General features: G+C 65.9%; 23 protein-coding genes. 15 read left to right on the top strand and 8 right to left on the bottom strand.

What is annotated here, in order from left to right; genetic code table 11:
• Positions 1-66: 66 nt before the first annotated feature.
• The 3 genes from QEP15_RS24335 to QEP15_RS24345 are packed head-to-tail and all read left to right on the top strand — an operon-like array spanning position 67 to position 2,928.
• Positions 67-522, top strand: a complete 456-nt coding sequence (locus tag QEP15_RS24335; RefSeq protein ID WP_056319588.1) for a PTS sugar transporter subunit IIA — start codon at positions 67-69, stop codon at positions 520-522.
• Positions 523-542: 20 nt separating this feature from the next.
• Positions 543-1,469, top strand: a complete 927-nt coding sequence (gene hprK / locus QEP15_RS24340; RefSeq protein WP_006216298.1) for an HPr(Ser) kinase/phosphatase — start codon at positions 543-545, stop codon at positions 1,467-1,469.
• 25 nt (positions 1,470-1,494) lie between these two features.
• A complete protein-coding gene (locus QEP15_RS24345) occupies positions 1,495-2,928 on the top strand; it encodes an aminotransferase-like domain-containing protein (protein WP_175156597.1) in 1,434 nt (477 codons plus the stop codon).
• On the opposite strand, the gene QEP15_RS24350 is transcribed toward QEP15_RS24345, so the two are convergent.
• Together QEP15_RS24350 and QEP15_RS24355 are read right to left on the bottom strand one after the other, a co-directional pair.
• Positions 2,925-4,208 carry a c-type cytochrome gene (locus QEP15_RS24350; protein WP_152382889.1) on the bottom strand — a complete coding sequence of 428 codons (1,284 nt, stop codon included), beginning with the start codon at positions 4,206-4,208 and terminating at the stop codon, positions 2,925-2,927. The genes QEP15_RS24345 and QEP15_RS24350 overlap by 4 nt on opposite strands.
• Before the next feature lie 12 nt (positions 4,209-4,220).
• Complete coding sequence (locus QEP15_RS24355; RefSeq protein ID WP_081100876.1) at positions 4,221-4,979, bottom strand: c-type cytochrome; 759 nt, start codon at positions 4,977-4,979, stop codon at positions 4,221-4,223.
• 193 nt (positions 4,980-5,172) lie between these two features.
• Between QEP15_RS24355 and rapZ the strand changes: the two genes are divergently transcribed.
• Together rapZ and QEP15_RS24365 are read left to right on the top strand one after the other, a co-directional pair.
• Positions 5,173-6,045 carry an RNase adapter RapZ gene (gene rapZ / locus QEP15_RS24360; RefSeq protein ID WP_056319767.1) on the top strand — a complete coding sequence of 291 codons (873 nt, stop codon included), beginning with the start codon at positions 5,173-5,175 and terminating at the stop codon, positions 6,043-6,045.
• The gene (locus QEP15_RS24365) at positions 6,042-7,001 is read left to right on the top strand and encodes a septal ring lytic transglycosylase RlpA family protein (protein ID WP_152382890.1); all 960 of its coding nucleotides are present in this window, start codon (positions 6,042-6,044) and stop codon (positions 6,999-7,001) included. Before rapZ ends, QEP15_RS24365 begins: the two co-directional genes overlap by 4 nt.
• Positions 7,002-7,083: 82 nt before the next feature.
• On the opposite strand, the gene QEP15_RS24370 is transcribed toward QEP15_RS24365, so the two are convergent.
• Together QEP15_RS24370 and rsmI are read right to left on the bottom strand one after the other, a co-directional pair.
• Positions 7,084-7,668, bottom strand: coding sequence for a methylated-DNA--[protein]-cysteine S-methyltransferase (locus tag QEP15_RS24370; protein ID WP_152382891.1), 585 nt, complete (start codon positions 7,666-7,668; stop codon positions 7,084-7,086).
• A gap of 3 nt (positions 7,669-7,671) precedes the next feature.
• Positions 7,672-8,607 carry a 16S rRNA (cytidine(1402)-2'-O)-methyltransferase gene (gene rsmI, locus QEP15_RS24375; protein WP_152382892.1) on the bottom strand — a complete coding sequence of 312 codons (936 nt, stop codon included), beginning with the start codon at positions 8,605-8,607 and terminating at the stop codon, positions 7,672-7,674.
• Between the two features lie 64 nt (positions 8,608-8,671).
• Between rsmI and QEP15_RS24380 the strand changes: the two genes are divergently transcribed.
• The 4 genes from QEP15_RS24380 to QEP15_RS24395 all read left to right on the top strand — a co-directional run bounded on the left by QEP15_RS24380 (position 8,672) and on the right by QEP15_RS24395 (position 11,065).
• On the top strand, positions 8,672-9,151 hold the full coding sequence (locus QEP15_RS24380) for a YraN family protein (protein ID WP_280148204.1): 480 nt from the start codon (positions 8,672-8,674) through the stop codon (positions 9,149-9,151).
• Between the two features lie 86 nt (positions 9,152-9,237).
• Positions 9,238-9,831 carry a phosphoheptose isomerase gene (locus QEP15_RS24385; protein ID WP_056319572.1) on the top strand — a complete coding sequence of 198 codons (594 nt, stop codon included), beginning with the start codon at positions 9,238-9,240 and terminating at the stop codon, positions 9,829-9,831.
• Positions 9,828-10,574, top strand: a complete 747-nt coding sequence (locus tag QEP15_RS24390) for a BON domain-containing protein (protein WP_056319569.1) — start codon at positions 9,828-9,830, stop codon at positions 10,572-10,574. The genes QEP15_RS24385 and QEP15_RS24390 overlap by 4 nt, the downstream gene beginning before the upstream one ends.
• Entirely contained in the window at positions 10,571-11,065 is a 495-nt protein-coding gene (locus tag QEP15_RS24395) for a peroxiredoxin family protein (RefSeq protein WP_056319566.1), read from the top strand. The genes QEP15_RS24390 and QEP15_RS24395 overlap by 4 nt, the downstream gene beginning before the upstream one ends.
• Before the next feature lie 120 nt (positions 11,066-11,185).
• Here QEP15_RS24395 and QEP15_RS24400 read toward each other — a convergent pair whose 3' ends face one another.
• Positions 11,186-11,974 carry a MetQ/NlpA family ABC transporter substrate-binding protein gene (locus QEP15_RS24400; RefSeq protein WP_056319563.1) on the bottom strand — a complete coding sequence of 263 codons (789 nt, stop codon included), beginning with the start codon at positions 11,972-11,974 and terminating at the stop codon, positions 11,186-11,188.
• A 275-nt stretch (positions 11,975-12,249) separates the two neighbouring features.
• On the opposite strand from QEP15_RS24400, the gene argB reads away from it, so the two are divergent.
• From argB to QEP15_RS24430, 6 genes are all read left to right on the top strand, one after another.
• Positions 12,250-13,152 carry an acetylglutamate kinase gene (argB, locus tag QEP15_RS24405; protein ID WP_013396740.1) on the top strand — a complete coding sequence of 301 codons (903 nt, stop codon included), beginning with the start codon at positions 12,250-12,252 and terminating at the stop codon, positions 13,150-13,152.
• Positions 13,153-13,195: 43 nt separating this feature from the next.
• Positions 13,196-13,942, top strand: coding sequence for a pyrimidine 5'-nucleotidase (locus QEP15_RS24410; protein ID WP_062839048.1), 747 nt, complete (start codon positions 13,196-13,198; stop codon positions 13,940-13,942).
• Between the two features lie 53 nt (positions 13,943-13,995).
• The gene (gene slmA, locus QEP15_RS24415) at positions 13,996-14,571 is read left to right on the top strand and encodes a nucleoid occlusion factor SlmA (RefSeq protein WP_056319559.1); all 576 of its coding nucleotides are present in this window, start codon (positions 13,996-13,998) and stop codon (positions 14,569-14,571) included.
• 303 nt (positions 14,572-14,874) lie between these two features.
• On the top strand, positions 14,875-16,368 hold the full coding sequence (locus tag QEP15_RS24420; RefSeq protein ID WP_152382895.1) for a DASS family sodium-coupled anion symporter: 1,494 nt from the start codon (positions 14,875-14,877) through the stop codon (positions 16,366-16,368).
• 9 nt (positions 16,369-16,377) lie between these two features.
• On the top strand, positions 16,378-17,427 hold the full coding sequence (locus QEP15_RS24425) for an Ldh family oxidoreductase (protein WP_056319551.1): 1,050 nt from the start codon (positions 16,378-16,380) through the stop codon (positions 17,425-17,427).
• Positions 17,428-17,824: 397 nt separating this feature from the next.
• A complete protein-coding gene (locus QEP15_RS24430; protein ID WP_280148205.1) occupies positions 17,825-18,781 on the top strand; it encodes an IS110 family RNA-guided transposase in 957 nt (318 codons plus the stop codon).
• A 914-nt stretch (positions 18,782-19,695) separates the two neighbouring features.
• Here the strand turns inward: QEP15_RS24430 and rodA are convergent.
• From rodA to mreD, 3 genes are read right to left on the bottom strand one after another with little or no spacing between them, the layout of a single operon-like run.
• Positions 19,696-20,832 (bottom strand): rod shape-determining protein RodA, encoded by a 1,137-nt coding sequence (rodA, locus tag QEP15_RS24435; protein WP_280148206.1) that lies wholly within the window; start codon positions 20,830-20,832, stop codon positions 19,696-19,698.
• Positions 20,829-22,757, bottom strand: coding sequence for a penicillin-binding protein 2 (mrdA, locus tag QEP15_RS24440; RefSeq protein ID WP_056319545.1), 1,929 nt, complete (start codon positions 22,755-22,757; stop codon positions 20,829-20,831). The genes rodA and mrdA overlap by 4 nt, the downstream gene beginning before the upstream one ends.
• A gap of 15 nt (positions 22,758-22,772) precedes the next feature.
• The gene (gene mreD / locus QEP15_RS24445; protein ID WP_108005818.1) at positions 22,773-23,279 is read right to left on the bottom strand and encodes a rod shape-determining protein MreD; all 507 of its coding nucleotides are present in this window, start codon (positions 23,277-23,279) and stop codon (positions 22,773-22,775) included.
• Positions 23,280-23,295: the final 16 nt, after the last annotated feature.

The raw sequence follows: 23,295 nt of genomic DNA on the forward strand, positions 1-23,295 counted from the left end.
CCGGTCGTCCGAAACGTCCGGGGCGGTTGATTGTTGCAGTGCGTCATATAACCCTATAATGCCCTGATGAATCATTTGTCGCGCATCCTCCCCGCCGGCAACGTCGTGCTCGATATGCTCGCCACGAGCAAGAAACGTGCGTTCGAACAGGCCGGTCTGCTTTTTGAAAACAACAACGGCTTGGCACGCGCACTCGTGTTCGACAGCCTTTTTGCCCGCGAGCGTCTGGGGTCAACCGCCCTCGGCCAGGGCGTGGCCGTGCCGCACGGCCGCGTGAAAGGTCTGGAACAAGCGCTGGCGGCATTCATCCGCCTTGCCCAGCCCATCACGTTCGACGCGCCCGACGGACAACCCGTGTCGATGCTGCTGTGCCTGCTGGTGCCTGAAACGGCTACGCAGCAGCACCTGGACATCCTGGCCGAACTCGCCCAGCTCATGTCCAACAAGGCATTGCGCGAGGCGCTGGCCACCGAGCCCGACCCGGCCATCGTGCACAGAATGCTCACGACCGGCCAACTCTGATCCCACGCGGAATCGCTGCCATGCTCACGGTGCAGGAACTCGTCGACGACAACGCCGACAAAATCCCTTTTAACTGGATCTCGGGCCAAGGCGCGGCGGACCGCGCGATTCCCGATGACGGCATGGCGGCCGCCGACCTGGTCGGCCACTTGAACCTGATCCACCCATCTCGCATCCAGGTGTTTGGCCAGGAAGAGCTGGCGTATTACACGCGCTTCGACCTGCGCCGCCGCATGCACCACATGGACGAGCTGCTGATCGGCGGCGTCCCTGCGATTCTGCTGGCCGATGGCCTGACGCCGCCGCAAGACCTCGTCGACCAATGCGACCAGCACCAGGTACCGCTGCTGTCCACGCCGGTCGCGGCCGCGCAACTGATCGACCTCTTGCGCATCTATCTGGGCAAGAAGCTGGCGCCCACCACCACGGTGCACGGCGTGTTCCTGGACGTGCTGGGACTAGGCGTGCTGATCACGGGCGAATCGGGTCTGGGCAAGAGCGAACTGGCGCTGGAACTGATCTCGCGCGGCCACGGCCTCGTGGCCGACGACGCAGTCGAGTTCTCGCGCACCGCGCCCAACATGATCGAAGGCCACTGTCCGCAATTGCTGCAGAACCTGCTGGAAGTCCGCGGCCTGGGCCTGCTCGACATCCGCACCATCTTTGGCGAAACCTCGGTGCGCCGCAAGATGCGGCTCAAGCTCATCGTTCACCTGGTGCGCGCCACCGCGCAGGACAAGTTCGAACGCCTGCCGCTGCAAGACATCACGCAGGACATGCTGGGTCTGCCCGTGCGTAAAGTGATGCTGCAGGTGGCCGCGGGCCGCAACCTGGCCGTGCTGGTCGAGGCGGCCGTGCGCAACACCATCCTGAAATTGCGCGGCATCGACACGCTGGGCGAATTCATGGAACGCCAGGCCATGGCGATCCTCCAAAGCAGCAAATGAGCCCGCGTCGTCGCCCTGCGGCATCTTGAGCCTCTACGAGACCCTGGCCGACGAGATCGCCACGTCGATCGCAAGCGGCGTGCTGCGCGCCGGCGACAAGCTGCCCTCCGTGCGCGACGCGTGTGCCGCGCGCGGTGTCAGCCCCTCGACGGTGTTCCAGGCCTACTACCTGCTTGAAGCACGCGGCCTCATCCGCGCGCAGCCGCGCTCGGGCTACTACGTCAACGCCCCCGCCGAATCGCTGCCGCCCGAACCCGGCGCCTCATGCCCCGACGGTGAATCGACCGAACTTGCGATCAGCGAACGGATCTTCGACATCCTGGGCTCGGTGCGCAATCGCGATGTCGCCCCGCTGGGCTCGGCCTTCCCCTCGCCGCTGCTCTTTCCGCTGCCGCGCCTGGCGCAGGCGATGGCCACGCATCTGAAGCGCCAGGACCCGCGCGACACCGTTGAAGACCTGGCGCCCGGCAATCCGCGCCTGCGCCGGCAGATCGCGCTGCGCTACCTGATCGGCGGCATCAACCTGCCCGCCACCGACATCGTCGTCACGAATGGCGCGCTCGAAGCCTTGAATCTCTGCCTGCAGGCGGTCACACAGCCGGGCGACACCGTCATGGTGGAAGCGCCGACGTTCTACGGCGCATTGCAGGCACTGGAACGCCTTGGGCTGAAAGCGCTGGAAGTGCCCACGCATCCGCGCACCGGCATCGACCTGGACGCGATGCAGGCGGCCATCCTGCGCCACGCGCCACGCGCCTGCTGGCTGATGACGCAATTCCAGAATCCGCTGGGCTGCCTGATGCCTGACGACAACAAGCGCCGGCTCGTCGAACTGCTTGCCCGGCACGACATTCCGCTGATCGAAGACGACGTCTATGGCGAGCTCTACTTCGGCGCGACGCGGCCCGTTCCCGCCAAGGCCTACGACACGCGCGGGCTGGTGCTGCACTGCTCGTCGTTTTCGAAATGCCTTGCGCCCGGCTATCGCATTGGCTGGGCCAGCGCCGGGCGCTACGCCCAGCAGGTGCAACGGCTGAAACTGTCATCAACGCTGTCGGCGTCTGGCCCCGCGCAGGGCGCGATTGCCGAATACCTGGAACAGGGGGGTTACGACCGCCATCTGCGCCGGCTGCGGCAGACCTTGCAGGCGCAGCAGGAGCGCATGGCCGACGCCATCGCGCAGGCTTTTCCTGCCGGCACGCGCGTGACCCGGCCGCAGGGCGGATTCTTCCTGTGGCTGGAACTGCCGGCCGCCGTGGAGGCGCTGTCGCTGCACCGCCAGGCGCTGGCGCGCGGCATCAGCGTGGCGCCCGGCCCGATCTTCTCTGCCAGCGGCCAATTTGGCAGCGCGCTACGCCTGAACTACGGGCACCCGTGGGACGCAAGCACCGAAGCGGCGATCCGCACGCTGGGCGACCTGGCGCACGAGGCCTGCCGCGCGGCCACCGCCGGGCGCTAGTTCAACGTCGACGACGCCCGTGCGCGCTTGACCTCCAGGCCGCTCACCGCGCCTGCTTCGTTCCCCCAACTGTTGCGGATGTAGGTCACCAGCATCGAGATGTCGTTGTCGTTGAGCACCTGGCCGAACGGCGGCATGCCGTGCGGACGCGGGTTTGCGGCCGTGGCCGGGGCGTAGCCGCCGTCGAGCACCATGCGGATGGCGTTCACGGGCGATGGCGCGGTCACCGTGGGATTGCCGGCCAGCGCGGGCCATGCCGTGCCGCTGCCTTTGCCGTCGGCCTGGTGGCATTGCGCGCATTGCTGGCGGTAGAGCTTGCCGCCCAGCTCCATGGCTGCGGGCGCGGGGACGGCGGCACGCGCATCGGTCGCGGGCGGCGTGGCGGGCAACGACTTCAAATACGTGCCGATGGCAAGGGCGTCGTCGTCGGTCAGATGCTGGGTGCTGCCCAGCACGACTTCGGCCATCGGCCCGCTGACGGTCGAATGCGCCGAAATGCCGGTCTTGAGCAGCGCGGCGATGTCCTGCGCGGACCAGCGCCCCATGCCGGTCTGCATGTCGTTCGTGAGCGGCGGCGCGTACCAATCCAGCACTGGAATCACGCCCCCCGCCAGCGCGTCGCGGGTGCGCGTGGCGCCCAGGCTGTTGCGCGGCGTATGGCAGGCCGCGCAATGCCCCAGCCCCTCGACCAGATACCGGCCGCGATTCCATTGGACCGACTGACCGGGATCGGGCGCTTGCACGCCAGGCTTGAAGTACAGCGCGCGCCACGCCGCCAGCAGCGCGCGTTGGTCGTACGGGAAATTCATGTCGGGCGGACGGTTCGCCTGCTTGACGGGCGACACGCTGCGCAGATAGGCAAAGAGCGCGTCGGCGTCGCTGCGGTTGACGCGCGTGTACTCGGTGTACGGGAACGCCGGATACAGCAAGGTGCCGTCCTTCGATTTCCCGTTGTGCAACGCCTGCCAGAAGTCGTCGGCCGTCCATGCGCCGATGCCGGTCTCCGGATCGGGCGTGATGTTCGGCCCGTAGACCGTGCCGAACGGCGTGGGAATGGGCGTGCCGCCTGCAAACGTCTTGCCGCCCTGGCTGGTGTGGCACGCCATGCAGTTGCCGGCCAGCGCCAGATAGCGGCCGCGTTCGATCAGCGTGGCGCCCTCGGCTGCCGCGGCAGTGGGCCCGGTACTGGCATCGTCACGCGTGCCCAGCCAATACAACCCGCCGACGGCCGCCACGGCCACCAGCAACAGGACACCCAGCACTCTTTTCGTCAGCGTCATTCGCGGCCCCGTTCAGCGTTGCGCCTGGCTGCCGCATTCCGCGGGCAGCCGGACCGAATTCGCGGCATCAGGCACGTAGGGCTCGACGACAGGCTGCGACGACAGCCAGGCCGCCAGTGCGCCGATGTCGGCAGGCGTGAGCTTGTGGGAGATGTCGGCCATGCAGTCCGGCGCGGCGGCGCGGCGCAGGCCGTTCTTCCAGCTGCCGATCTGCGCGCCGATGTAATCGCGGGGCAGCCCCAGCAGGCCGGGAATCGCGGGCAGCATGCCCGAGAGCGCCGCGCCGTGACAGGACGCACAGGCCGGCAGGCCGCGCGCCGCGTCGCCATCGCGGGCGAGCTTGCGGCCAGCCTCGAGCGTGGCCGCGGACACGTCCGCGCGCACGGGCGCCGGATACGGCACATGCTGGTCGGCAAAATACGCGGCCATTTCGCGCAGGTAGTCGTCGGGCAGTCCCGCCAGCAGGTGCGTCATGGGCCGGTACTGCCGCCGTCCGTCGCGAAAATTAAGCAGCTGGTGGTAGAGATAGTCTTGCGGCTTGCCGGCCAGCCGCGGGTAGTAGCCATCGGCCCCCGCCCTGCCCTGCGCGCCATGACAGGCCGTACAGGCCGCCACGCGCGCCGCCATGGTGTCGGGCTGCAAGACCGGCGGGTCGGGCTGCTGCGCCAGCGCGGGCGCGGACATAAACACAACAGCCGCCGCGGCCAAGGCCCTTGGGATCGTCCAAAACCGCAGCAGTGAAACACTACAAGAGGAAATGAGGGCTAACATCTAGGTCGAATTCCAAACCCCGAATCGAGACGGCGGGGCGCGTAAAGTGGAACTGCGATGGAACTGCGGAGTTTGCGGCCCCTAGCTTACGTCAGGGCAAACAGCAGGGAACAGAAGCAGTTCCTGAGTTTATGGCCATATCAGATGCTATCCCGCCGGCATCGTCCTGGAAAAGCGTGCCACAATCATGTCCATGTTGAAAGTCGTCCTCGTCACCGGCATTTCCGGCTCCGGCAAATCCGTCGCGCTGCGCATGCTCGAGGACGCAAGCTATACCTGCGTCGACAATCTTCCCGTTCGCTTCCTGACCGAGTTCATTGCCCAGGCGCGCGATGACGGCATGGAGCGCGTGGCGGTCGCCATCGACGTGCGCTCGCCGGGCGAGCTTGCCGAACTGCCCGATGTGGTCACCGCGTTGCGCGCCATGGGCACCAGCCTGCGGGTCGTATTCCTGGATGCCAACACGGCCACGCTGGTGCAGCGTTATTCCGAATCGCGCCGCCGCCATCCGCTGACCGACCGCCTACAGCGCGGCGGCACCGCGCCGTCGCTGACCGAGTGCATCGCCCTGGAAAGAGAACTGCTGGCGCCGCTGCGCGAGCAGGAACACGTCATCGACACCTCGGACCTGACGCCCGGCCAGCTTCGCGCCTGGATCCGCGACCTGATCAAGGCAGACCGCGCGCCGCTGGTGCTGACGTTCGAATCCTTCGCGTACAAGCGCGGCGTGCCCGGAGACGCGGACCTGGTGTTCGACGTGCGCTGCCTGCCCAATCCCCATTACGACCGCAATCTGCGCCCGCTGACGGGCCGCGACGAGCCCGTGGCCACGTGGCTCGCGGGATACGAGCAGGTGGGGCTGATGATCGACGACATCGCGGGCTTCCTGAAGCGCTGGCTGCCGCTGTACACGCAGGACACCCGCAACTACCTGACCGTGGCCATCGGCTGTACCGGCGGCCAGCACCGCTCGGTGTACGTGGTGGAACAGCTGGCGCTGCGCTTTGCCGATCACGACCCGCTCCTGGTGCGCCACCGCACGCAACTGCCCGACGAAACCGCATGACGCTTTCCCGCCCCCTACATCTCATTTCCGTGCTGCTGCTGGCGATCGCCGTGGCAGGCTGCTCGACCAGCGGCGGACGCAAGAAGGGTGGTTACTACAAGGACGACGGGCCGGATGCCAATCCGCCGTCGAACCTGGATCAGATTCCAGACGCCGTGCCCAAGCTGGAACCCTACGCCAGCGGCGCGAACCGGCCCTACGTCGTGTTCGGCCAGCGCTACGTGCCGGACACGAGCGGACAGCCCTACAAAAAGCGCGGCATCGCGTCGTGGTACGGCAAGAAGTTCCATGGCAACTCCACGTCGATCGGCGAGACCTACGACATGTATGCCATGACGGCCGCGCACACGACGCTGCCGATTCCCAGCTATGCGCGGGTGACCAGCCTGGTCAACGGCAAGACGATCATCGTGCGGGTGAACGACCGCGGGCCCTTCCACAGCGACCGCATCATGGACCTGTCGTACGTGGCCGCCTACAAGCTGGGCATCATTGGCCCGGGTAGCGGCCAGGTGGTCGTGGAAGCGATCCAGGCCGACGAGATCCGCCGGCTGGCCTCGCAAGGCGCGCCCGCGGCCCCCGCGCCGGAGCCGGAATCGGCCACAGGCTCGACGCCCGTGATGGCGCCCGTGGCCGCGACGCCCGTGGCGCTGACGCCTGAGCCCCTGGCGCCAGCCGCGCCCAGCCGCGCGCCGATGCGTCCGGCGGCCGGCGCGGCCAGCGGCAGCGTCTACCTGCAGGTGGGCGCGTTCAGCCAGCCCGCCAATGCGCAGTCGCTGGTCAGCCGCATCAACACGCAACTGGGCGCCGAAGGCGCGCCAGCGGCGACGGTGGAACAGACCAACAATCTTTACCGGGTGCGGATCGGTCCGTATCCCGACCGCCAGAGCGCGCTCAATGCCGTGCCGCTCGTGTCGGACCGCATCGGCATTCTGCCGACCATCGCGTCGCAATAACGCATCGCGGTAATTGGCCAGGCCGGCGGCCAAATCAGCGGCCTAGTCGGCGCCCAAATAAACGGCCGGGCGCCGGACTTGCCTACCAGGATAGCTCTGCCTGCCCGTCGCAGACCCGGCGGGCGCGCGCGCTGCGGCTGAGATAGCGATTGCCCTCGTGGGCCAGCAGCGCCTGCTTGCGGGGCAACCCGCCGCCAAAACCCGTCAGCGACGTGTCCGCGCCGATCACGCGGTGGCACGGAATGATGATGCTGATGGGGTTGCGGCCCACGGCACCGCCCACCGCCTGCGCGCCCTTGGGCCGGTCCACGGCGCGGGCCAGCTCGCCGTAGCTGGTGAGCACGCCGAATTCCAGCGCGCACAGCGCATGCCAGACCTGATGCTGAAACGTCGTTCCCACGGGGTCGAGCGTCACGTCGAACACGCGCCGCTCGCCGGCGAACCACTCGTCCAGTTCGCGCCGCGCCTGTTCCAGGAAGGGGTCGTTGCCGGACAGCGTCCAGCCTTCCGGCGACGGCAGCAGCGCCTGATCGGTGAACCAGGCGCCGCGCAATCCCTTGGGACTGGCGACCAGGCGCATCTCGCCCAGCGGCGTCGGCATGTCGCGATAGGTCAGCCGCTCGTTCGGGTCGGCCGGTTTGTTGGACACGAGCGTCGAATACGCCATGGATTATTCCTGCGTCTTCTTGCGCGCCAGGGCGCGGTTGTACAGGACGTCGCGAGGCTGGCCGGTCACCTTGGCGGCGACGCGCGCGGCATCGCGCACGGACAGCGATTCCAGCAAGGCGTCCAGCAGAACGTCGTGGGCCGGGTCCACATCCTCGTCCGCGGCCGCTTCGGGCTCGGCATGGACGATCAGCACGAATTCGCCCTGCTCGCGGTGCGGATCCGCGGCCAGCCAGGCGGACGCCTCGCTCAGCCGGAAAGTGCCGATCTCTTCGAAACGCTTGGTCAGCTCGCGCGCCACGGTCAGTTCGCGGTCGGGACCGCACACCTCGAGCAGGTCGGCAAAGGTGGCCGCCAGCCGGTGCGGCGACTCGAACATCACGACGGGCGCGGGCAATGCGCACCACTGGCGCAGCCAGCGCTGGCGGGCCACCGCCTTCGGTGGCGCAAAGCCCGCGAAGGCGTAGGCGGGGTTCTCGTCCGTGGTGACGCCACTGCCCATCAGCGCGGCGATCACGGCGCTGGGGCCGGGCACCGGCACCACGGCATAGCCGGCCGCGCGCACCGCCCGGACCACCCGCGCGCCGGGGTCGCTGACGGCGGGCGCGCCGGCGTCGGACACCAGCGCCACGCGCTGGCCTTGCGCCAGGCGCTCGCAGATGGCCTGCGCCGCGGCTGCCTCGTTGTGGCGGTGCGCCGCCATGAGCGGCGTGCCCACGCCCCAGGCATCGAGCAGCGTGCGGCTGGCGCGCGTATCTTCGGCAGCGATCACGTCAGCCCGCTGCAGGGCGTGCCAGGCACGCAGGCCCAGGTCGCCCAGATTGCCGATGGGCGTGGCCACGACATACAGCGTCGAGGCGGGCCAATGCTGGCCGGCCACGCGTTCCGACACGCGGGACCAGGCATCGCTGGCAACGGGAGGTGAGACGTTTTGATTCATTGCAGCCTGCGGACTCGGAAAACCATGTCAGTGTAGCCGCCTATGCCCGCTGCCTTTGGAATCCATGACGGACGACACCCTGCGCCTGGCCTGCGAACTTGCCCTGGCCGCCCGCCGCCGCGCCGCCAAACGCCGGCGGCGCACCGGACGCACGCCGGCCGACCGTCCGCCCCCGCGCCGCTCGCCCACGCAGCGGCGCGGCGATCATCATGAAGCGGCCGCGCTGCGCCTGCTGCTGGCGCACGGCCTGACGCTGCTGGCGTGCAACCTGGCCTGCCGCGCCGGTGAAATCGATCTGGCCATGCGCGACGGCAACACGCTCGTCTTCGTGGAGGTCCGGGCGCGCGCCAACCGCCGGTTCGGCGGGGCCGCCGCCAGCATCGGCCGGGAAAAGCAGGCGCGGCTGGCGCGGGCGGCGGCGCTGTGGCTGCCCGAACTGGCCCGCCGCCACTGGCAAGGCACGCCCCCGCCCGCCCGTTTCGACGCGGTGGTTTTCGACGACGGCGAGCCGGCCTGGCTGCGCGGCGCTTTCTGGCTGCCCTGATCCGGCTGGCGCAGTCCGGCGCCGGCCCTCGGCGATCGTTGCGCGAGGACAGAACCGCGGCCCGGCCCCGTGAGATAATCGCGCCCATGGATATGACCTCTCGTATGACGTCGCACTTTCGCGACGCCATGGCCGCTCACGAACAAAGCATGAACGTCCTGGCCGAACCGCTGGCCGTGGCCGTGGACGTGCTGTTCGGCGCCCTGGCGAACAACGGCAAGATTCTGGCTTGCGGCAATGGCGGCTCGGCCGCCGACGCGCAACATTTCATCGCCGAGCTGGTGGGCCGCTTCGAACGCGAACGCCTGCCGCTCGCGGGCATCGCGCTCAATACCGACACCTCCATCCTCACGGCGGTCGGCAACGACTACGGCTTTGACGAAGTCTTTGAACGGCAGGTCAACGCCTTCGGGCAGGCCGGCGACGTGCTCGTGGCCATTTCCACCAGCGGCAATTCGCCCAACGTGGTCCGCGCCATGGAAGCCGCCAGCGCACGCGAAATGCACGTCCTGGCCTTGACCGGCAAGGGCGGCGGCGTCATGGGGGAACTCATTACCCCGATGGACGTCCATCTATGTGTTCCCAGCGATCGCACCATGCGCATCCAGGAAGTCCATATTCTGCTGCTGCACGCGCTGTGCGACGGCATCGACGCTCTTCTGCTTGGAGACACCGAATGATTCTTGACGTCAGACCCGCAGTCCGCCCGCTGATGCTTGCCGCCGCGCTGTCCACCGCGGCGCTTTCGCTGACGGCCTGCGCGCCTTTGATCGTGGGCGGCGCCGCCGCCACCACGGCGGTGGTCGTCACCGACCGCCGCACGTCCGGCGTCCAGCTCGAAGACCAGAACATGGCGTTCAAGGCGCAGAACCTGATCTCCCAGAAGCTGGGCGATACCGCACGTGTCAATGCCATGGCCTACGGCGGCCACCTTCTGCTGACGGGCGACGTGCCCTCCGAAGAAGCCAAGAACCAGGCCACGACCATTGCCCAGGGCGTGGAAAACGTGAAGCAGGTCATCAACCAGCTCAATGTCGGCCCCATCGCCTCGTTTGGCCAGCGCTCCAACGACACCTGGCTGACCTCCAAGGTCAAGACCGCCCTGCTCAACACCAAGTACGTGCCCTCCGGCACCATCGCCGTCACGACCGACCGCGGCGTCGTCTACCTGATGGGCAAGGTCACCCAGGCCGAAGGCGACTACGCCGCCAACGCCACCGCCGACGTCGGTGGCGTGACCAAGGTGGTCAAGCTCTTTGAAACCATCAGCCGCGAAGAGGCGATCCGCCTGTCGGGAAGCGGCTCCAAACCCGCCACCACCGAAAGCAAGGCGCCCATCGAAAGCGGCACCGGTCCGGCCACCGACAACGCGGCGGGCACCGGCGGCACGAGCGGCGGCGTCGAAGCAATGCCCATCAAATGAAAAAAGCCATCGTAGCCCTCGCAGTCCTGGTCGCGGTCGGCATCGGCGCGTGGTTCGCCATGCGTCCGGCCCAGACCGCCCCCGACGTCACCTTCACCACCCTGGAAGGCAAGACGTTCTCGATGCAGGACCTGCGCGGCAAGGTCGTGCTGGTCAAATTCTGGGCGACCAGCTGCGTCACGTGCGTCAAGCAAATGCCCGACACCATCTCCGCCTACAACGAGTATGCGGACAAAGGGTATGAGGCCATTGCGGTCGCCATGAATTACGACCCGCCCAACTTCGTGCTGAACTTCGCCGAGACCCGCAAGCTGCCGTTCCCCGTTGCGCTGGACACCAAGGGCGACATCGCGCGCGCCTTCGGCGACATCCGCCTGACGCCCACGGCGTTCCTCATCGACAAAGAGGGACGCATCATCAAGCGCTATCTGGGCGAATACGACAAGGCCGAATTCCACGCCACGGTGGAAAAGGCCCTGGCCGCCGGCTGATCCGCCCAAGCAAGCAGCCCCCAAACAAAACGCCGCCCGCAAAATAACGGGCGGCGTTTTGTTTGGGGGCATGCCGATGGGAGGGAGCGGGCGGCTCACGCCCCCCTCCCGCGCCGTGCATCAGAAGGCGGGAACTACCGCGCCCTTGTACTTTTCCTGGATGAAGGTCTTGACCTCCGGCGAGTGCAGCGCGTCGACCAGCTTCTTGATGCCCGGGGCGTCCTTGTTGTCGCTGCGGGTCACCAGCACGTTGGCGTAGGGCGAATCGGCGCCTTCGATGAACAGGGCGTCCTTGGTCGGCACGAGGCCGGCTTCCAGCGCGTAGTTGGTGTTGATCAGCGCCAGATCCACGTCGTCCAGCGCACGCGGCAGCATGGCCGCTTCCAGTTCGCGGAACTTCAGCTTCTTGGGGTTCTCGACAACATCCGCGGCCGTGGCCAGGATGTTGGCCGGGTCCTTGAGCTTGATGACGCCCTGCTTTTGCAGCAGCACCAGTGCGCGGCCGCCATTGGACGGATCATTGGGGATGGCGACCGTGGCGCCGTCCTTCAGGTCCGACAGGCTCTTGATCTTCTTGGAGTAACCGCCGAAGGGCTCGACGTGGACCAGCGCCACCGGCACGAGGGTCGCCTTGCGGTCCTTGTTGAAGCTGTCCAGGTACGGCTTGTGCTGGAAGAAGTTGGCGTCCAGCTGCTTGTCCGCCAGTTGCAGGTTGGGCTGCACGTAGTCGCTGAACACCTTGATGTCGAGCTCCACGCCTTCCTTGGCCAGCTTGGGCTTGACCACTTCAAGGATCTCGGCGTGCGGAACCTGCGTGGCGCCGACGACCACCTTCTCGGCATGGGCCGCATTGGCGGCAACCAGAAGGACCGACGCCGCCAGGGCGGAACGGACGAAGTTCAAACGCATGTCTTGCCTCTTTTATGTATGAAAAACGGGGATAGATGTCCCCGCAGGTTCGGGCGAGCCCCCTTTTGCGGGGCCAGCCGTTGTGAAAACGCCCCCAATTTACCTGAATGCCGGTTATTTGTCGGGCATAAGGACATGGCTTTCCAGCATAAGAAACCTGAGGGGACTACAATCCGTCGTATGCTTGCGCTAGCCGCGTTCCAACCGCGTTCTTGTGCAGGCATTTTTTTAACGCCCGCTAACTTACCTGTTATTTATTTGCCGACTTAGCTGCCATGACCGACACCCCCGACCCTGCTGCCGTTTCGTCTCCCGCCGTCAAAGCCGCCGTGCTGTCCGAGGCTCTGCCGTATATCCGACGATTTCACGGCAAGACCATCGTGGTCAAGTACGGCGGCAACGCCATGACGGAAGAGCGATTGCAGCGCAGCTTCGCGCACGATGTCGTGCTGCTCAAGCTGGTGGGTCTGAACCCGGTGGTGGTCCACGGCGGTGGTCCGCAGATCGATGACGCCCTGCGCCGCATTGGCAAGCAAGGCACCTTCATCCAGGGCATGCGCGTCACCGACGCCGAGACCATGGAAGTCGTGGAATGGGTGCTGGGCGGCCAGGTCCAGCAGGACATCGTCATGATGATCAACGAGGTCGGCGGCAAGGCCGTGGGCCTGACCGGCAAGGACGGCGGCCTGATCCAGGCCCAGAAGAAACTGATGGCCAACAAGGACAACCCGTCCGAGCCCATCGACATCGGCTTCGTGGGCGACATCACCATGGTCGAACCGGCCGTCGTGAAGGCCCTGCAGGACGACCAGTTCATTCCCGTCATCTCGCCCATCGGCTATGGCGAAGACGGCACGGCGTACAACATCAATGCCGACGTGGTCGCCGGCAAGATGGCCGAAGTGCTGGGCGCCGAGAAGCTGCTGATGCTGACCAACACCCCCGGGGTGCTGGACAAGGGCGGCAAGCTGCTGCGCAGCCTGTCCGCCCAGACCATCGACGAGCTCTTTGCCGACGGCACGATCTCCGGCGGCATGCTGCCCAAGATCTCGTCCGCGCTGGACGCAGCCAAGAACGGCGTGAACTCGGTGCACATCGTCGACGGCCGCGTGCCGCACTGCCTGCTTCTTGAAATCCTGACCGACCAGGGCGTCGGCACGATGATCAGCTCGCACTGATGCAGCCCGATTTCGCAGCACTGCGCGCCGTGAGCCTCTCATGATGCAAGCACGTCGCCAGCTGCTGCGGCCCGCGGTCCGCATGCGCCGGTCGCGCGGGATCGCCACGGGCGCGCCCGAGCGCCTGTGGCTCTTCGACCTGGACAACACGCTTCACGACACCTCGCACGCCATCTTCTCCAAGATCGATCACGGCATGACGATGGCGGTGGCCGAGGCGCTCAACGTGGACGTGGATGCCGCCAACCTGGTGCGGTCGCAGTATTGGAAACGCTATGGCGCCACCATGATCGGCATGGTGCGGCACCACGGCGTCAATGCGCATGACTTCCTGCATCGCAGCCATGACTTCGACGTCGCGCCGCTGATGCGGTCGGAAAAGGCGCTCGCCGACAAGCTGCGCCGCCTGCCCGGCCGCAAGGTGCTGCTTACCAACGCGCCGCTGCACTATGCGCGCTCCGTCCTGTCGCACCTGGGCATCCTGCGCCAGTTCGACAGCCTGTGGGCCATCGAGCACATGCGGCTGCATGGCCAATACCGTCCCAAGCCTTCCGCGGCACTGCTGCGCTACGTGCTGGCGCGCGAAGGCGTTCCCGCCCACCGCGCCGTGCTCGTGGAGGACACGCTCGCCAACCTGCGGGGCGCCCGCGTGGCGGGCTTGAAGACGGTCCACGTCTACCACCCCGGCACGCCCTTCGGCCGCGGACGCTCGCACCGTCCGGCCTACGTCGACTTGCGGGTAAACTGCGTCAGTGATTTGCTGTTACGCCGACGCCCCCTGCGGGCCTGACGGCGCGTTCCACTCCCCCTCCACCCGTCATCCTGCGCGAAGCAGTCCCTTCCATGGCGAGCAAACCCGGCGAGCGCAAGACCCAGATTCTGCAGACTCTGGCCGAAATGCTGGAGCAGCCGCACGCGTCCCGCATCACCACGGCCGCGCTGGCCGCGCGCCTTGAGGTTTCCGAAGCCGCCCTCTACCGGCACTTCGCCAGCAAGGCGCAGATGTTCGAGGGGCTGATCGAATTCATCGAAACCAGCATCTTCACGCTGGTGAACCAGATCGCCACCGCCGAGCCCTACGGCGTGCCCCAGGCGCACAAGACCGTCGCCATGCTGCTGACCTTCTCGGAACGCAACAAGGGCATGACGCGAGTGCTGACCGGCGACGCGCTGGTCACCGAAGACAACCGGCTGCAGGAACGCATCAACCACATCAACGATCGCATCGAGGCGTCGCTAAAACAGTCGCTGCGCATCGCGATCACCGATGGCGGCCTGCCGCAGGAAGCCAATGTCGCCGCGCACGCCAGCCTGCTGACGCATCTGGTGCTGGGCCGCTGGCTGCGCTACGCGCAGAGCGGATGGCGCGTCACCCCCACGCTGCATCTGGACGAACAACTGCGCCTGGCCTTGGGCTGAACCGCCTGCATTAGCGTCATTTCACGGAACAATGCGCGCGGCCCTTGCGGGGTAAAACGCATTCATCGTGACCCGATTGGTTCGTGTAAATGCAACACTCACTTGCTTGCCCCACGCAGGGGGCGACGAGCATAATGCCCGGGACAAGTTTTCCACAAGCGCTGTTCTCCGCTTGCTTGATGTTCATCAATACGGGTTTTCCTCAATGCCGTCACGATCATCCTGTAGCGTCGACACACCGATTTGATTGACCCCGTGCTCGCGGGCGGTGTTTCGTCAGTTTGACCTCAACCGGAGAAGGATATGGCCGCGGAAACCGCAGTCCCCGCCTCGCAAGCCCCCAAAAAAGCCAAAATACCAATCGGGCTCATCGCCGGCATCCTCGTGATGATCGGCGTTTTAATGATGCCCCTGCCCGCGGACCTGCCCGTTGCAGGACACCGCATGCTGGCTATCCTGGCGTTTGCCGTGGTCGTCTGGATCACTGAAGCCGTCTCCTACGAAGCCAGCGCCATCATGATCACGACACTGATGGCCTTCCTGCTGGGCACCGCACCCACCATCAAGGATCCCAACGTGCTGTACGGCACGTCGGCCGCCATCAGCATGGCGCTCACCGGCTTCGCAAATTCGGCGCTGGCGCTGGTCACCGGCGCCTTGTTCATTGCCGCCGCCATGACCTTCACGGGGCTGGACCGCCGCATCGCGCTGGTCACGTTGTCCAAGGTGGGCACCAGCACGCGCCGCATCCTCATCGGATGTATCGCCGTGACGATCGTGCTGAGCCTGGTCGTGCCCAGCGCCACCGCGCGCAGCGCCGCCGTGGTTCCCATCATGATGGGCGTGATCGCGGCCTTCGGCGTGGACAAGCGCTCGAACATCGCCGCCGGCATCATGATCATCGTGGCCCAGGCCACCAGCATCTGGAACGTCGGCATCCAGACCGCCGCAGCGCAGAACCTGCTGACGGTCGGCTTCATGGAAAAGATGCTGGGCGAACGCGTGGCCTGGTCGGACTGGCTGATTGCCGGCGCCCCCTGGTCGCTCATCATGTCCGCCGTGCTGATCGTCATCGTGCTCAAGCTGCTGCCGCCTGAAAGCAACAGCATTGCCGGCGGCAAGGAAGCCGTCGAAAAGTCGCTGCTCGACCTCGGTCCCATGACCGGCGCGCAAAAGCGCCTGATGGCTGTGTCCATCATGCTGCTGCTGTTCTGGTCGACCGAAGGCAAGCTGCACAAATTCGACACCACCTCGACCACCTACTTCGGCCTCGTGCTGCTGATGTTGCCGCGCTTTGGCGTGATGACATGGAAAGACGTGCAATCGCGCATCCCATGGGGCACGGTGATCGTGTTCGGCGTCGGCATCAGCTTGGGCACGGCGCTTTTGACGACGCAGGCCGGCCAATGGCTGGGCAACCAGGTGGTGCATCACACCGGCCTGGACCACCTTGGCCCGCTCGCCATCTTCGCCATCCTGGCCGCCTTCCTGATCGTGATCCACCTGGGCTTTGCCAGCGCCACGGCACTGACCTCGGCCATGCTGCCCATCCTGATCTCGGTGCTGGCAACGCTGCCGGGCGACTTCAGCCGCCTGGGCATGACGATGCTGCTGGGCTTCGTGGTCAGCTACGGTTTCATCCTGCCCATCAACGCACCGCAGAACATGGTGTGCCTGGGTACCGAAACCTTCAACGCCAAGCAGTTCGCCAAGGTCGGGATCATTGTGACCATCGTCGGCTACCTGCTGATGCTGCTGATGGGCATGACGTACTGGCGCTGGCTGGGCTGGCTGTAAGGAATCTTCATGAAGATCACGATTGCCCAAGCCAACGAATACGGCCGCCGGGTGCTGATGGCACAGGGCGTGCCCGAGGACATCGCCCGCGACGTGGCCGAACACCTGGTGGAATCCGACCGTGTCGGCTACACCAGCCACGGCCTGTCCATCCTGACCAACTACCGCCGCGTGTTGTCCGAGGGCCTGGCCCAACCCGACGGCCGGCCAGAACTCCTCAACGACCGCGGCGCCATGCTGGCCTACGACGGCCACCACGGACTGGGCCAGTACGTGGGCAAGGTCGTCATCGAAAAGGCGATCGAGCGCACACAGGAACACGGCCAGTGCATCCTGACCCTGCGCCACAGCCATCACCTTGGCCGCATGGGCCATTTTGGCGAAATGGTGGCGGCCAAGGGCCTGATCCTGCTGGCCTTCACCAACGTGATCAACCGCTCGCCCACCGTCGCCCCGTTCGGCGGCGCTCAGGCGTGCCTGACCACGAACCCGCTGTGCTTTGCCGGTCCCCTGCCCGGCGGCCGTCCGCCGTTCATCGTGGACATGGCCACCAGCTCGATCGCGGTGAACAAGGCGCGCGTGCTGGCGGCGAAGGGCGAACAGGCGCCGCCGGGGTCGCTGATCGATGCCGACGGCAACCCAACGACGGACCCGGGCGCGCTCTTCACCGACCCGCCCGGCGCACTGCTGCCATTCGGCGGCCACAAGGGTTACGCGCTGGGACTGGTGGCCGAACTGCTCGCCGGCGTGCTGTCCGGCGGCGGCACCATCCAACCGGAACATCCGCGCATCGGCGTGGCGACGAACAACATGTTCGCGCTGCTGCTGGATCCGCAGGTGGACTTCAATACGGATTGGCGGTCGATGGAAGTCGGCGCCTTCATCGACTACCTGCATGCGTGCAAGCCGCAACCCGGCGTGGAAGCGGTGCAGTATCCGGGGGAGTACGAGGCTCGCAATCGGGCGGTCAATGCGGATTCGGTGGAGTTTGATAGCCGGATTTGGGACGGGTTGACGAAGTTGGCCGTGGAGCTTGGGGTGCCTGAAGCGTTGCCTTGAGGAAGGTTTTGAAACGGCGGCGTTGAAGCGGTCGGTGTTAGCGGTGGCCGTTTCAATGGCGAAACGTTGAGGCTGGCATTCAGGCGGGTTCTTTTGACGCCCGCCGCAGCGGGGGCTGGGGTGCGCGGGGCTACGATTGCGGTCCGGAGCCTTCGCTCCGGACTGCCCCTTCGTCAACCTTGTATGGTGTGGATGCGTCTTTCGAAGAAGAAAGGCGCTGGGGTAAGGGACGTTGTCAACCATCAGCCGGTTGCACCCGGACTGCCAGGACGAGAGCATCCCACCCCGCCTCACGCGTCGATAAGGAATCTAGCGGCCGAGACCGCCGATTGATCGCAAGGTAACGCCCGAGGCGTGGCTACCCCAGCGGACTTAACGTATCGCAGGGAGAGCTGTCATGCAAACTTCAGTCGTTTTTATTGGGGTCGATGTCGGCAAGTTTGAGCTTCAAGTAGCCGCGTCTGACGGAGAGATCGTGACGGGCGTCTTGCCTAACAATCGCTCCAGCATCGTGGGCTGGTTAAAGCGTCTGCCGGCCCCTAGTGTGATCGCCATGGAAGCCTCAGGAGGCTATCAAGAGCTCCTGGCTCGTACGGCGCATGAGCGTGGATTTGAGGTTTATGTCCTTAATCCGACCCACGTCCATCATTACGCCATCTCTTTGGGGAACCGCGGCAAGACAGATCGACTGGATGCCGCCGTCATCGCGCAATACATCGCGCAGCATCACAAAAAACTGCATCGTTACGAACCGATATCTCCAGAATTGCAGGAAGTCAGAGCACTTCAGGCGTTGAGATCGACGGTGGTCCGAGTGGGCACATCCTTGCGATTGTCGGCTCAGCGACATGGTTGCGTAAGCAGCCATCAGAAGAAGGCTCTCGCAAGTTTGACGGCGTGGTCAGATCAGCTCGAACGGGAAATGATTGCCAAGATTAAGGCCCAGAGTGACTGGGCCAAGACATACGGTCTGCTCACCGGCATATGCGGCATAGGACCGATAACCGGCGTTGCCCTGACGAGCTTGTTCAGCCGGATCGACTTTGCCAGCAGCGATGCGGCGGTCGCCTTCTGTGGCCTGGATCCGAGGCCGCACGAATCCGGAAGAAAAGTCGGTCGCCGCCGACTAAGCAAGCAGGGCGATAAGGCGGCGAGGACATTGCTCTACAACGCGGCTAGCTCAGCGGCGCGCACGGCACAATTCAAGGATTACTACGCCATGCTCAGGGCTCGAGGGCTGGCCTCGACTGCCGCCTTGGTCATAATTGCCCGCAAACTCTTGCGGATCGCATACGGGGTATGGCGAACAGGCCAACCCTTTGATCCAGAGAAATTGCGACCGTCAATTACTTGACCGAGACCATAGAATCTCGTACGCCTTCGGCTCCCTTCGGTTTCCCTCGGGCGCATCTACACGCCCCGCGCACCCCAGCCCCCGCTACGACGTGCTCCAGTCGCTTCAGCTTTACTGGCGGCGGGACGAGTTGGGTTCTTTAGGTTCTTGCCCACGGTGGGGGGAGAGAGAAAGATCTTGCGGTGCCCGCCCCCGGGCGGCCGCGCGGGCGGCCTTCGGGGGCTTACGCGGCGTCTTGCGTCGTGGTGATGACGCTTCGCGTGTGGCTGCGACGGCTCAAGGTGTCTGACACCCTGGTGAGATTTCCGTCATACCAAGTGCTTCTCCCTAGGGTGTCAGACACCGGCAGAAAGCCGACACTCATTGCGCTGTCCGAACCCAACTGCGAATCACGCCCGGCTCGCCATTAATCGTCACTTGAACCCCAGTGCCCGATGGGCGGCGCGCGTACGGGTCGGCAAGTTGTGGCTGGCGGTCGACGCGCGCCGCCCATCACCGCCCCTCCCCTTGTTCGTGATGCCATCAGCACACAAACCTCCGCCAGCGCGAAGCGCACAACGCCACGACGTCCCACCGGCCCGATGCCGATTGCCGCCGCCCGGGCGGCAGCAATTCGGCAGCCCCGCAGATCCCCTTCCCCGACCACAGGTCTTACAGCGCCACATACCAAAGACCCTCGCAGCACGGCGACGCGGTCACCGTGGGTGCGAGCGCCGTCGATGCGCCCGAGGGAATCTGAAGGGAGCCGAAGGCGGACGAAGATGACGAAGGGGGGGGCCGCCTAGGCAAGTCCGGAGCGAAGGCTCCGGACCGCAATCGTGGGCGATCGTGCCCACGGTGACCGCGGCGTCGGGCGACCTACGAAGAACTCCGTAGCGCAAAGACTATCGCCCTACGAAGAACAACCATCAACATCAAGTCTTCACAGACCGATGCCGACTAATACTCATCATGATCCCAAACGCAATCCCCATCGTGAACAACGCCGTCCCCCCGTAGCTCATGAAAGGCAACGGCACCCCCACCACGGGCAGGATCCCCGTCACCATGCCCACGTTCACGAAGACATAGATGAACAGCATCATCGTCAGCGCGCCGGCCAGCAGGCGGCCGAATTGCGATGAGGCCCGGGAGGCGATCGTCAAACCGCGCGCCATCATCAGGCCGTACAGCACCAGGATCGCGATGCCGCCGTACAGGCCGAATTCCTCGGCGTACACCGCGAAGATGAAGTCGGTCGTGCGTTCGGGGATGAAGTCCAGGTGCGTCTGCGTCCCCTTCATGTAGCCCTTGCCGTAGACGCCGCCTGAGCCCACCGCGATCATCGATTGGATCGTATGAAAGCCCTTGCCCAGCGGATCGGAGCTGGGATTGAGCAGCGTGCAGACCCGGTGCTTCTGGTAATCGTGCAGCACCACCCAGTCCACGTCCGGCTCGCAGAGCTGGTCTTCGTAGTAGACCAGCGTGCCGATGGCAATGATGCCAGCCAGCATGATCGGCACCAGCAGCTTGAACGAGAGGCCGGCGAAATAGATCACGAAAAAGCCCGCGCCGAACACGAGCAGCGCCGTGCCCAGGTCGGGCTGCAGCACGATCAGGCCGAAAGGCGCGGCCAGCATCGCGGCCGCGGCGAGGAAGTCGCGCACGCGGACTGCGCCTTCGTGGCGCTGGAAGTACCAGGCCAGCATCATCGGCACCGCGATCTTCATCATCTCGGACGGCTGGATGCGCGTCACGCCCAGGTTCAGCCAGCGGGTCGCGCCCTTGCTGGTCTCGCCGAAGAATTCGACGCCCAGCAGCAGCACCACCCCCACCACGTAGAACGGCAAGGCCAGCTTCATCAGCAGCTTCGGCGGAATCAGCGCCATCGTCCACATCGCGAAGAAGGCGATGATGAAATTGCGCGACTGTTCCGCAAAACGCCAGTCGGTGCCGCCGACGGCCGAGTGCATCACCGTCAGGCCCAGCGCCGCGAACATCGTCAGGATCGCGAGCAGCGGCCAGTCGAAGGCCGTGAAGACGCGCAGCAGGATCAGGCCAAGACGCTTCATTGTTGGCGCACCAGGTCGGAGGCGATGTCGTCGACGGTCGCCATGGTGTCTGCGCGCTCGGGACGAACGATCTTGTCCTGGCGGTCCTTGGCCAGCCAGTAGTCGAAGACCTTGCGCGCGACGGGGGCCGCCACGCTGGCGCCCCAACCGGCGTTCTCGACGATCAGCGCCACGGCGATGCGCGGGTGCTCAAGCGGCGCGAAGCCCATGAACAGCGCGTGGTCGCGCAGACGCTCGTCGATGGCGCTGGCGCGGTAGTGGCCGCCGCGCAGGCTGAACACCTGCGCGGTGCCGGTCTTGCCGGCGGCCTGGTAGGGCGTGTTGGCGAACGCGCGCCGCGCCGTGCCGGCCCGCACCACGTCGGCCATGGCATTTTTGATGACGTCCACATTGGCCTGCTTGAGCGGAATGCGATAGTCGGGCGGCGACTCGGTCGGCTTGGCCACACCCGAGCGCGGATCGCGCACCGCGTGCACCAGGTGCGGACGGCGGTACAGCCCGTTGTTGGCCAGCGTGGAGGTGCCCTGCGCCAGCTGAAGCAGCGTGAACGCGTTGTAGCCCTGGCCCACCGCGACGGAAATGGTCTCGCCCGCGTACCAGCGCTGGCGTTCCTTGTCCTTGTAGGCCGCGCGCTTCCAGTCGGTGGATGGCAGCACACCGCGCTTTTCGCCTTCCAGGTCGATGCCCGTGATCTGGCCAAACCCGAACTGCTTGGTGAAATCGTGCAGGGCGTTCACGCCGATTTCGGGGCCAAGCGAATAGAAATACGTGTCGGAGGACACGACGATGGCCTTGTGCATGTCCGTCATGCCATAGGCGGCGCCGCCGGCGTTGCGGAACTTCTGTCCGCCGAATTCGTAGTAGCCCGGGTCCGAGATACGGTCGGTCGCGCGGCGCTTGCCCAGTTCCAGCGCGGCCAGGCCCACGAAGGGCTTGTAGGTGGAGCCGATGGGATAGGTGCCGTACAGGGGACGGTTGATCAGGGGATGGTCCGGCGATTCGTTCAGCATGCGCCAATTGTCGACATCGATGCCGTCCACGAAGAGGTTCGGATCGAATGACGGCTGCGACACGAAAGCCAGCACTTCGCCCGTGTCCGGATCGATGGCGACGAGCGCGCCGCGCTGGCCTTCGAACGCCTCTTCGGCCACTTTCTGCAGTCCCATGTCGATGGACAGCATGATGTCCGAGCCAGGAACGGGATCGATGCGGCGCAGCGTGCGCATGGGCCGGCCGCCCGCCGTCACCTCGACTTCTTCTAGGCCGGTGCGGCCGTGCAGTTGCTCTTCCCAGGTCTTTTCGATGCCCTTCTTGCCGATGACCTCGGTGCCGCGATAGTTGCCCAGTTGCCCGGCGCGGTCCAGTTCCTCGATGTCGTTGTCGGCGATGCGGCCGATGTAGCCCACCACGTGCGCGGCCGACACGCCCTGCGGGTACTCGCGCACCCAGCGGGCGCGCAGTTCCACGCCCGGAAACTGGAACGCGTGCGCGGCAAACCACGCGGCCTCGGTCTCGTTCAGGTTGTTGCGAAGCTGCAGACTGGCGTAGCGGCTGGACTCGGCGGCGCGGCGCTTGAAGCGGCGCTGGTCGGACGGGCTGATGTAGACGACTTCGGTCAGGCGCTCGAAGAGTTCGTTCATGTTGCCCGCGTGGGCCGGCACGACTTCGAGGGTGTAGGTGCGGTAGTTGCGGGCCAGGACCTCGCCGTTACGGTCCAGGATCTCGCCGCGGCGCGGGGGAATCGGCACGACCGCGATGCGGTTGCGGTCGGCGCGTTCGGACAGGCCTTCGTAGCGGTCGACCTGCAGGTACCAGAACCGGCCCACCAGCACGCCAAAGCATACCAGCGCGAAGGCGCCGCCCACCCACGCGCGCAGGCGGAAGCGCTGCTTCTGCTGCTGGCCGGTTTTCTTGAATTCAAACATGACGCGACGCCGCCGTCAGGCGGATGAGGATTCGGCGTCGTCGACACCACGTTGCGGCAGGTGCAGCACCCAGCCCGCCAGCGGCCACAGGGCGGCGGTCAACAGCACGCTGATGCCCCAGTCCCAGCCCGGCCATTTGCCGGCCAGCCACGCGTGGATGATCTGGGTGACAAAGCGCGCAATGAAGAACACAGGCAGCATGTGCATCGCCTGGCTCCAGAGGTCGAAGCGCTGCAGCCGGCGGTGCAGGACCACCGCGCCGTAGGCGACGAGCGTGTACGACAGCGCATGCTCGCCCAAGAGGCCCGCGTCGTGCACGTCCATCAGCAGGCCGAAGAAGAAGGCCGTGAACAGGCCCACGCGGCGCGGCTCGTGCACGCACCAGAAGGCGATGATGAGCAGCAGCACGTCGGGCGCGCCCTGCCACAGGCGCCACGGCAGCAGCGACACCAGCCACGCGAGCAGCACGGTGCCCCACACGAAGAAGGCATGCGCGGGCCCCGACAGCCTGTCGGGCTGCACGTTGCTGGGCGTGCCA

The organism is Achromobacter mucicolens (assembly GCF_029866465.1).
Taxonomy (GTDB): domain Bacteria; phylum Pseudomonadota; class Gammaproteobacteria; order Burkholderiales; family Burkholderiaceae_B; genus Achromobacter; species Achromobacter mucicolens.

Excerpts from the sequence above, each read along its gene's own strand:
- QEP15_RS24365 (WP_152382890.1), top strand. The coding sequence starts at position 6,042 with ATGACGCTTTCCCGCCCCCTACATCTCATTTCCGTGCTGCTGCTGGCG.
- rapZ (WP_056319767.1), top strand. The coding sequence starts at position 5,173 with ATGTTGAAAGTCGTCCTCGTCACCGGCATTTCCGGCTCCGGCAAATCC.
- QEP15_RS24380 (WP_280148204.1), top strand. The coding sequence starts at position 8,672 with ATGACGGACGACACCCTGCGCCTGGCCTGCGAACTTGCCCTGGCCGCC.
- QEP15_RS24370 (WP_152382891.1), bottom strand. The coding sequence starts at position 7,668 with ATGGCGTATTCGACGCTCGTGTCCAACAAACCGGCCGACCCGAACGAG.
- QEP15_RS24355 (WP_081100876.1), bottom strand. The coding sequence starts at position 4,979 with ATGTTAGCCCTCATTTCCTCTTGTAGTGTTTCACTGCTGCGGTTTTGG.
- rsmI (WP_152382892.1), bottom strand. The coding sequence starts at position 8,607 with ATGAATCAAAACGTCTCACCTCCCGTTGCCAGCGATGCCTGGTCCCGC.
- QEP15_RS24390 (WP_056319569.1), top strand. The coding sequence starts at position 9,828 with ATGATTCTTGACGTCAGACCCGCAGTCCGCCCGCTGATGCTTGCCGCC.
- QEP15_RS24410 (WP_062839048.1), top strand. The coding sequence starts at position 13,196 with ATGCAAGCACGTCGCCAGCTGCTGCGGCCCGCGGTCCGCATGCGCCGG.
- QEP15_RS24385 (WP_056319572.1), top strand. The coding sequence starts at position 9,238 with ATGGATATGACCTCTCGTATGACGTCGCACTTTCGCGACGCCATGGCC.
- QEP15_RS24335 (WP_056319588.1), top strand. The coding sequence starts at position 67 with ATGAATCATTTGTCGCGCATCCTCCCCGCCGGCAACGTCGTGCTCGAT.
- QEP15_RS24430 (WP_280148205.1), top strand. The coding sequence starts at position 17,825 with ATGCAAACTTCAGTCGTTTTTATTGGGGTCGATGTCGGCAAGTTTGAG.
- QEP15_RS24420 (WP_152382895.1), top strand. The coding sequence starts at position 14,875 with ATGGCCGCGGAAACCGCAGTCCCCGCCTCGCAAGCCCCCAAAAAAGCC.
- QEP15_RS24425 (WP_056319551.1), top strand. The coding sequence starts at position 16,378 with ATGAAGATCACGATTGCCCAAGCCAACGAATACGGCCGCCGGGTGCTG.
- hprK (WP_006216298.1), top strand. The coding sequence starts at position 543 with ATGCTCACGGTGCAGGAACTCGTCGACGACAACGCCGACAAAATCCCT.
- rodA (WP_280148206.1), bottom strand. The coding sequence starts at position 20,832 with ATGAAGCGTCTTGGCCTGATCCTGCTGCGCGTCTTCACGGCCTTCGAC.
- QEP15_RS24395 (WP_056319566.1), top strand. The coding sequence starts at position 10,571 with ATGAAAAAAGCCATCGTAGCCCTCGCAGTCCTGGTCGCGGTCGGCATC.
- slmA (WP_056319559.1), top strand. The coding sequence starts at position 13,996 with ATGGCGAGCAAACCCGGCGAGCGCAAGACCCAGATTCTGCAGACTCTG.
- argB (WP_013396740.1), top strand. The coding sequence starts at position 12,250 with ATGACCGACACCCCCGACCCTGCTGCCGTTTCGTCTCCCGCCGTCAAA.
- QEP15_RS24350 (WP_152382889.1), bottom strand. The coding sequence starts at position 4,208 with ATGACGCTGACGAAAAGAGTGCTGGGTGTCCTGTTGCTGGTGGCCGTG.
- mrdA (WP_056319545.1), bottom strand. The coding sequence starts at position 22,757 with ATGTTTGAATTCAAGAAAACCGGCCAGCAGCAGAAGCAGCGCTTCCGC.
- QEP15_RS24400 (WP_056319563.1), bottom strand. The coding sequence starts at position 11,974 with ATGCGTTTGAACTTCGTCCGTTCCGCCCTGGCGGCGTCGGTCCTTCTG.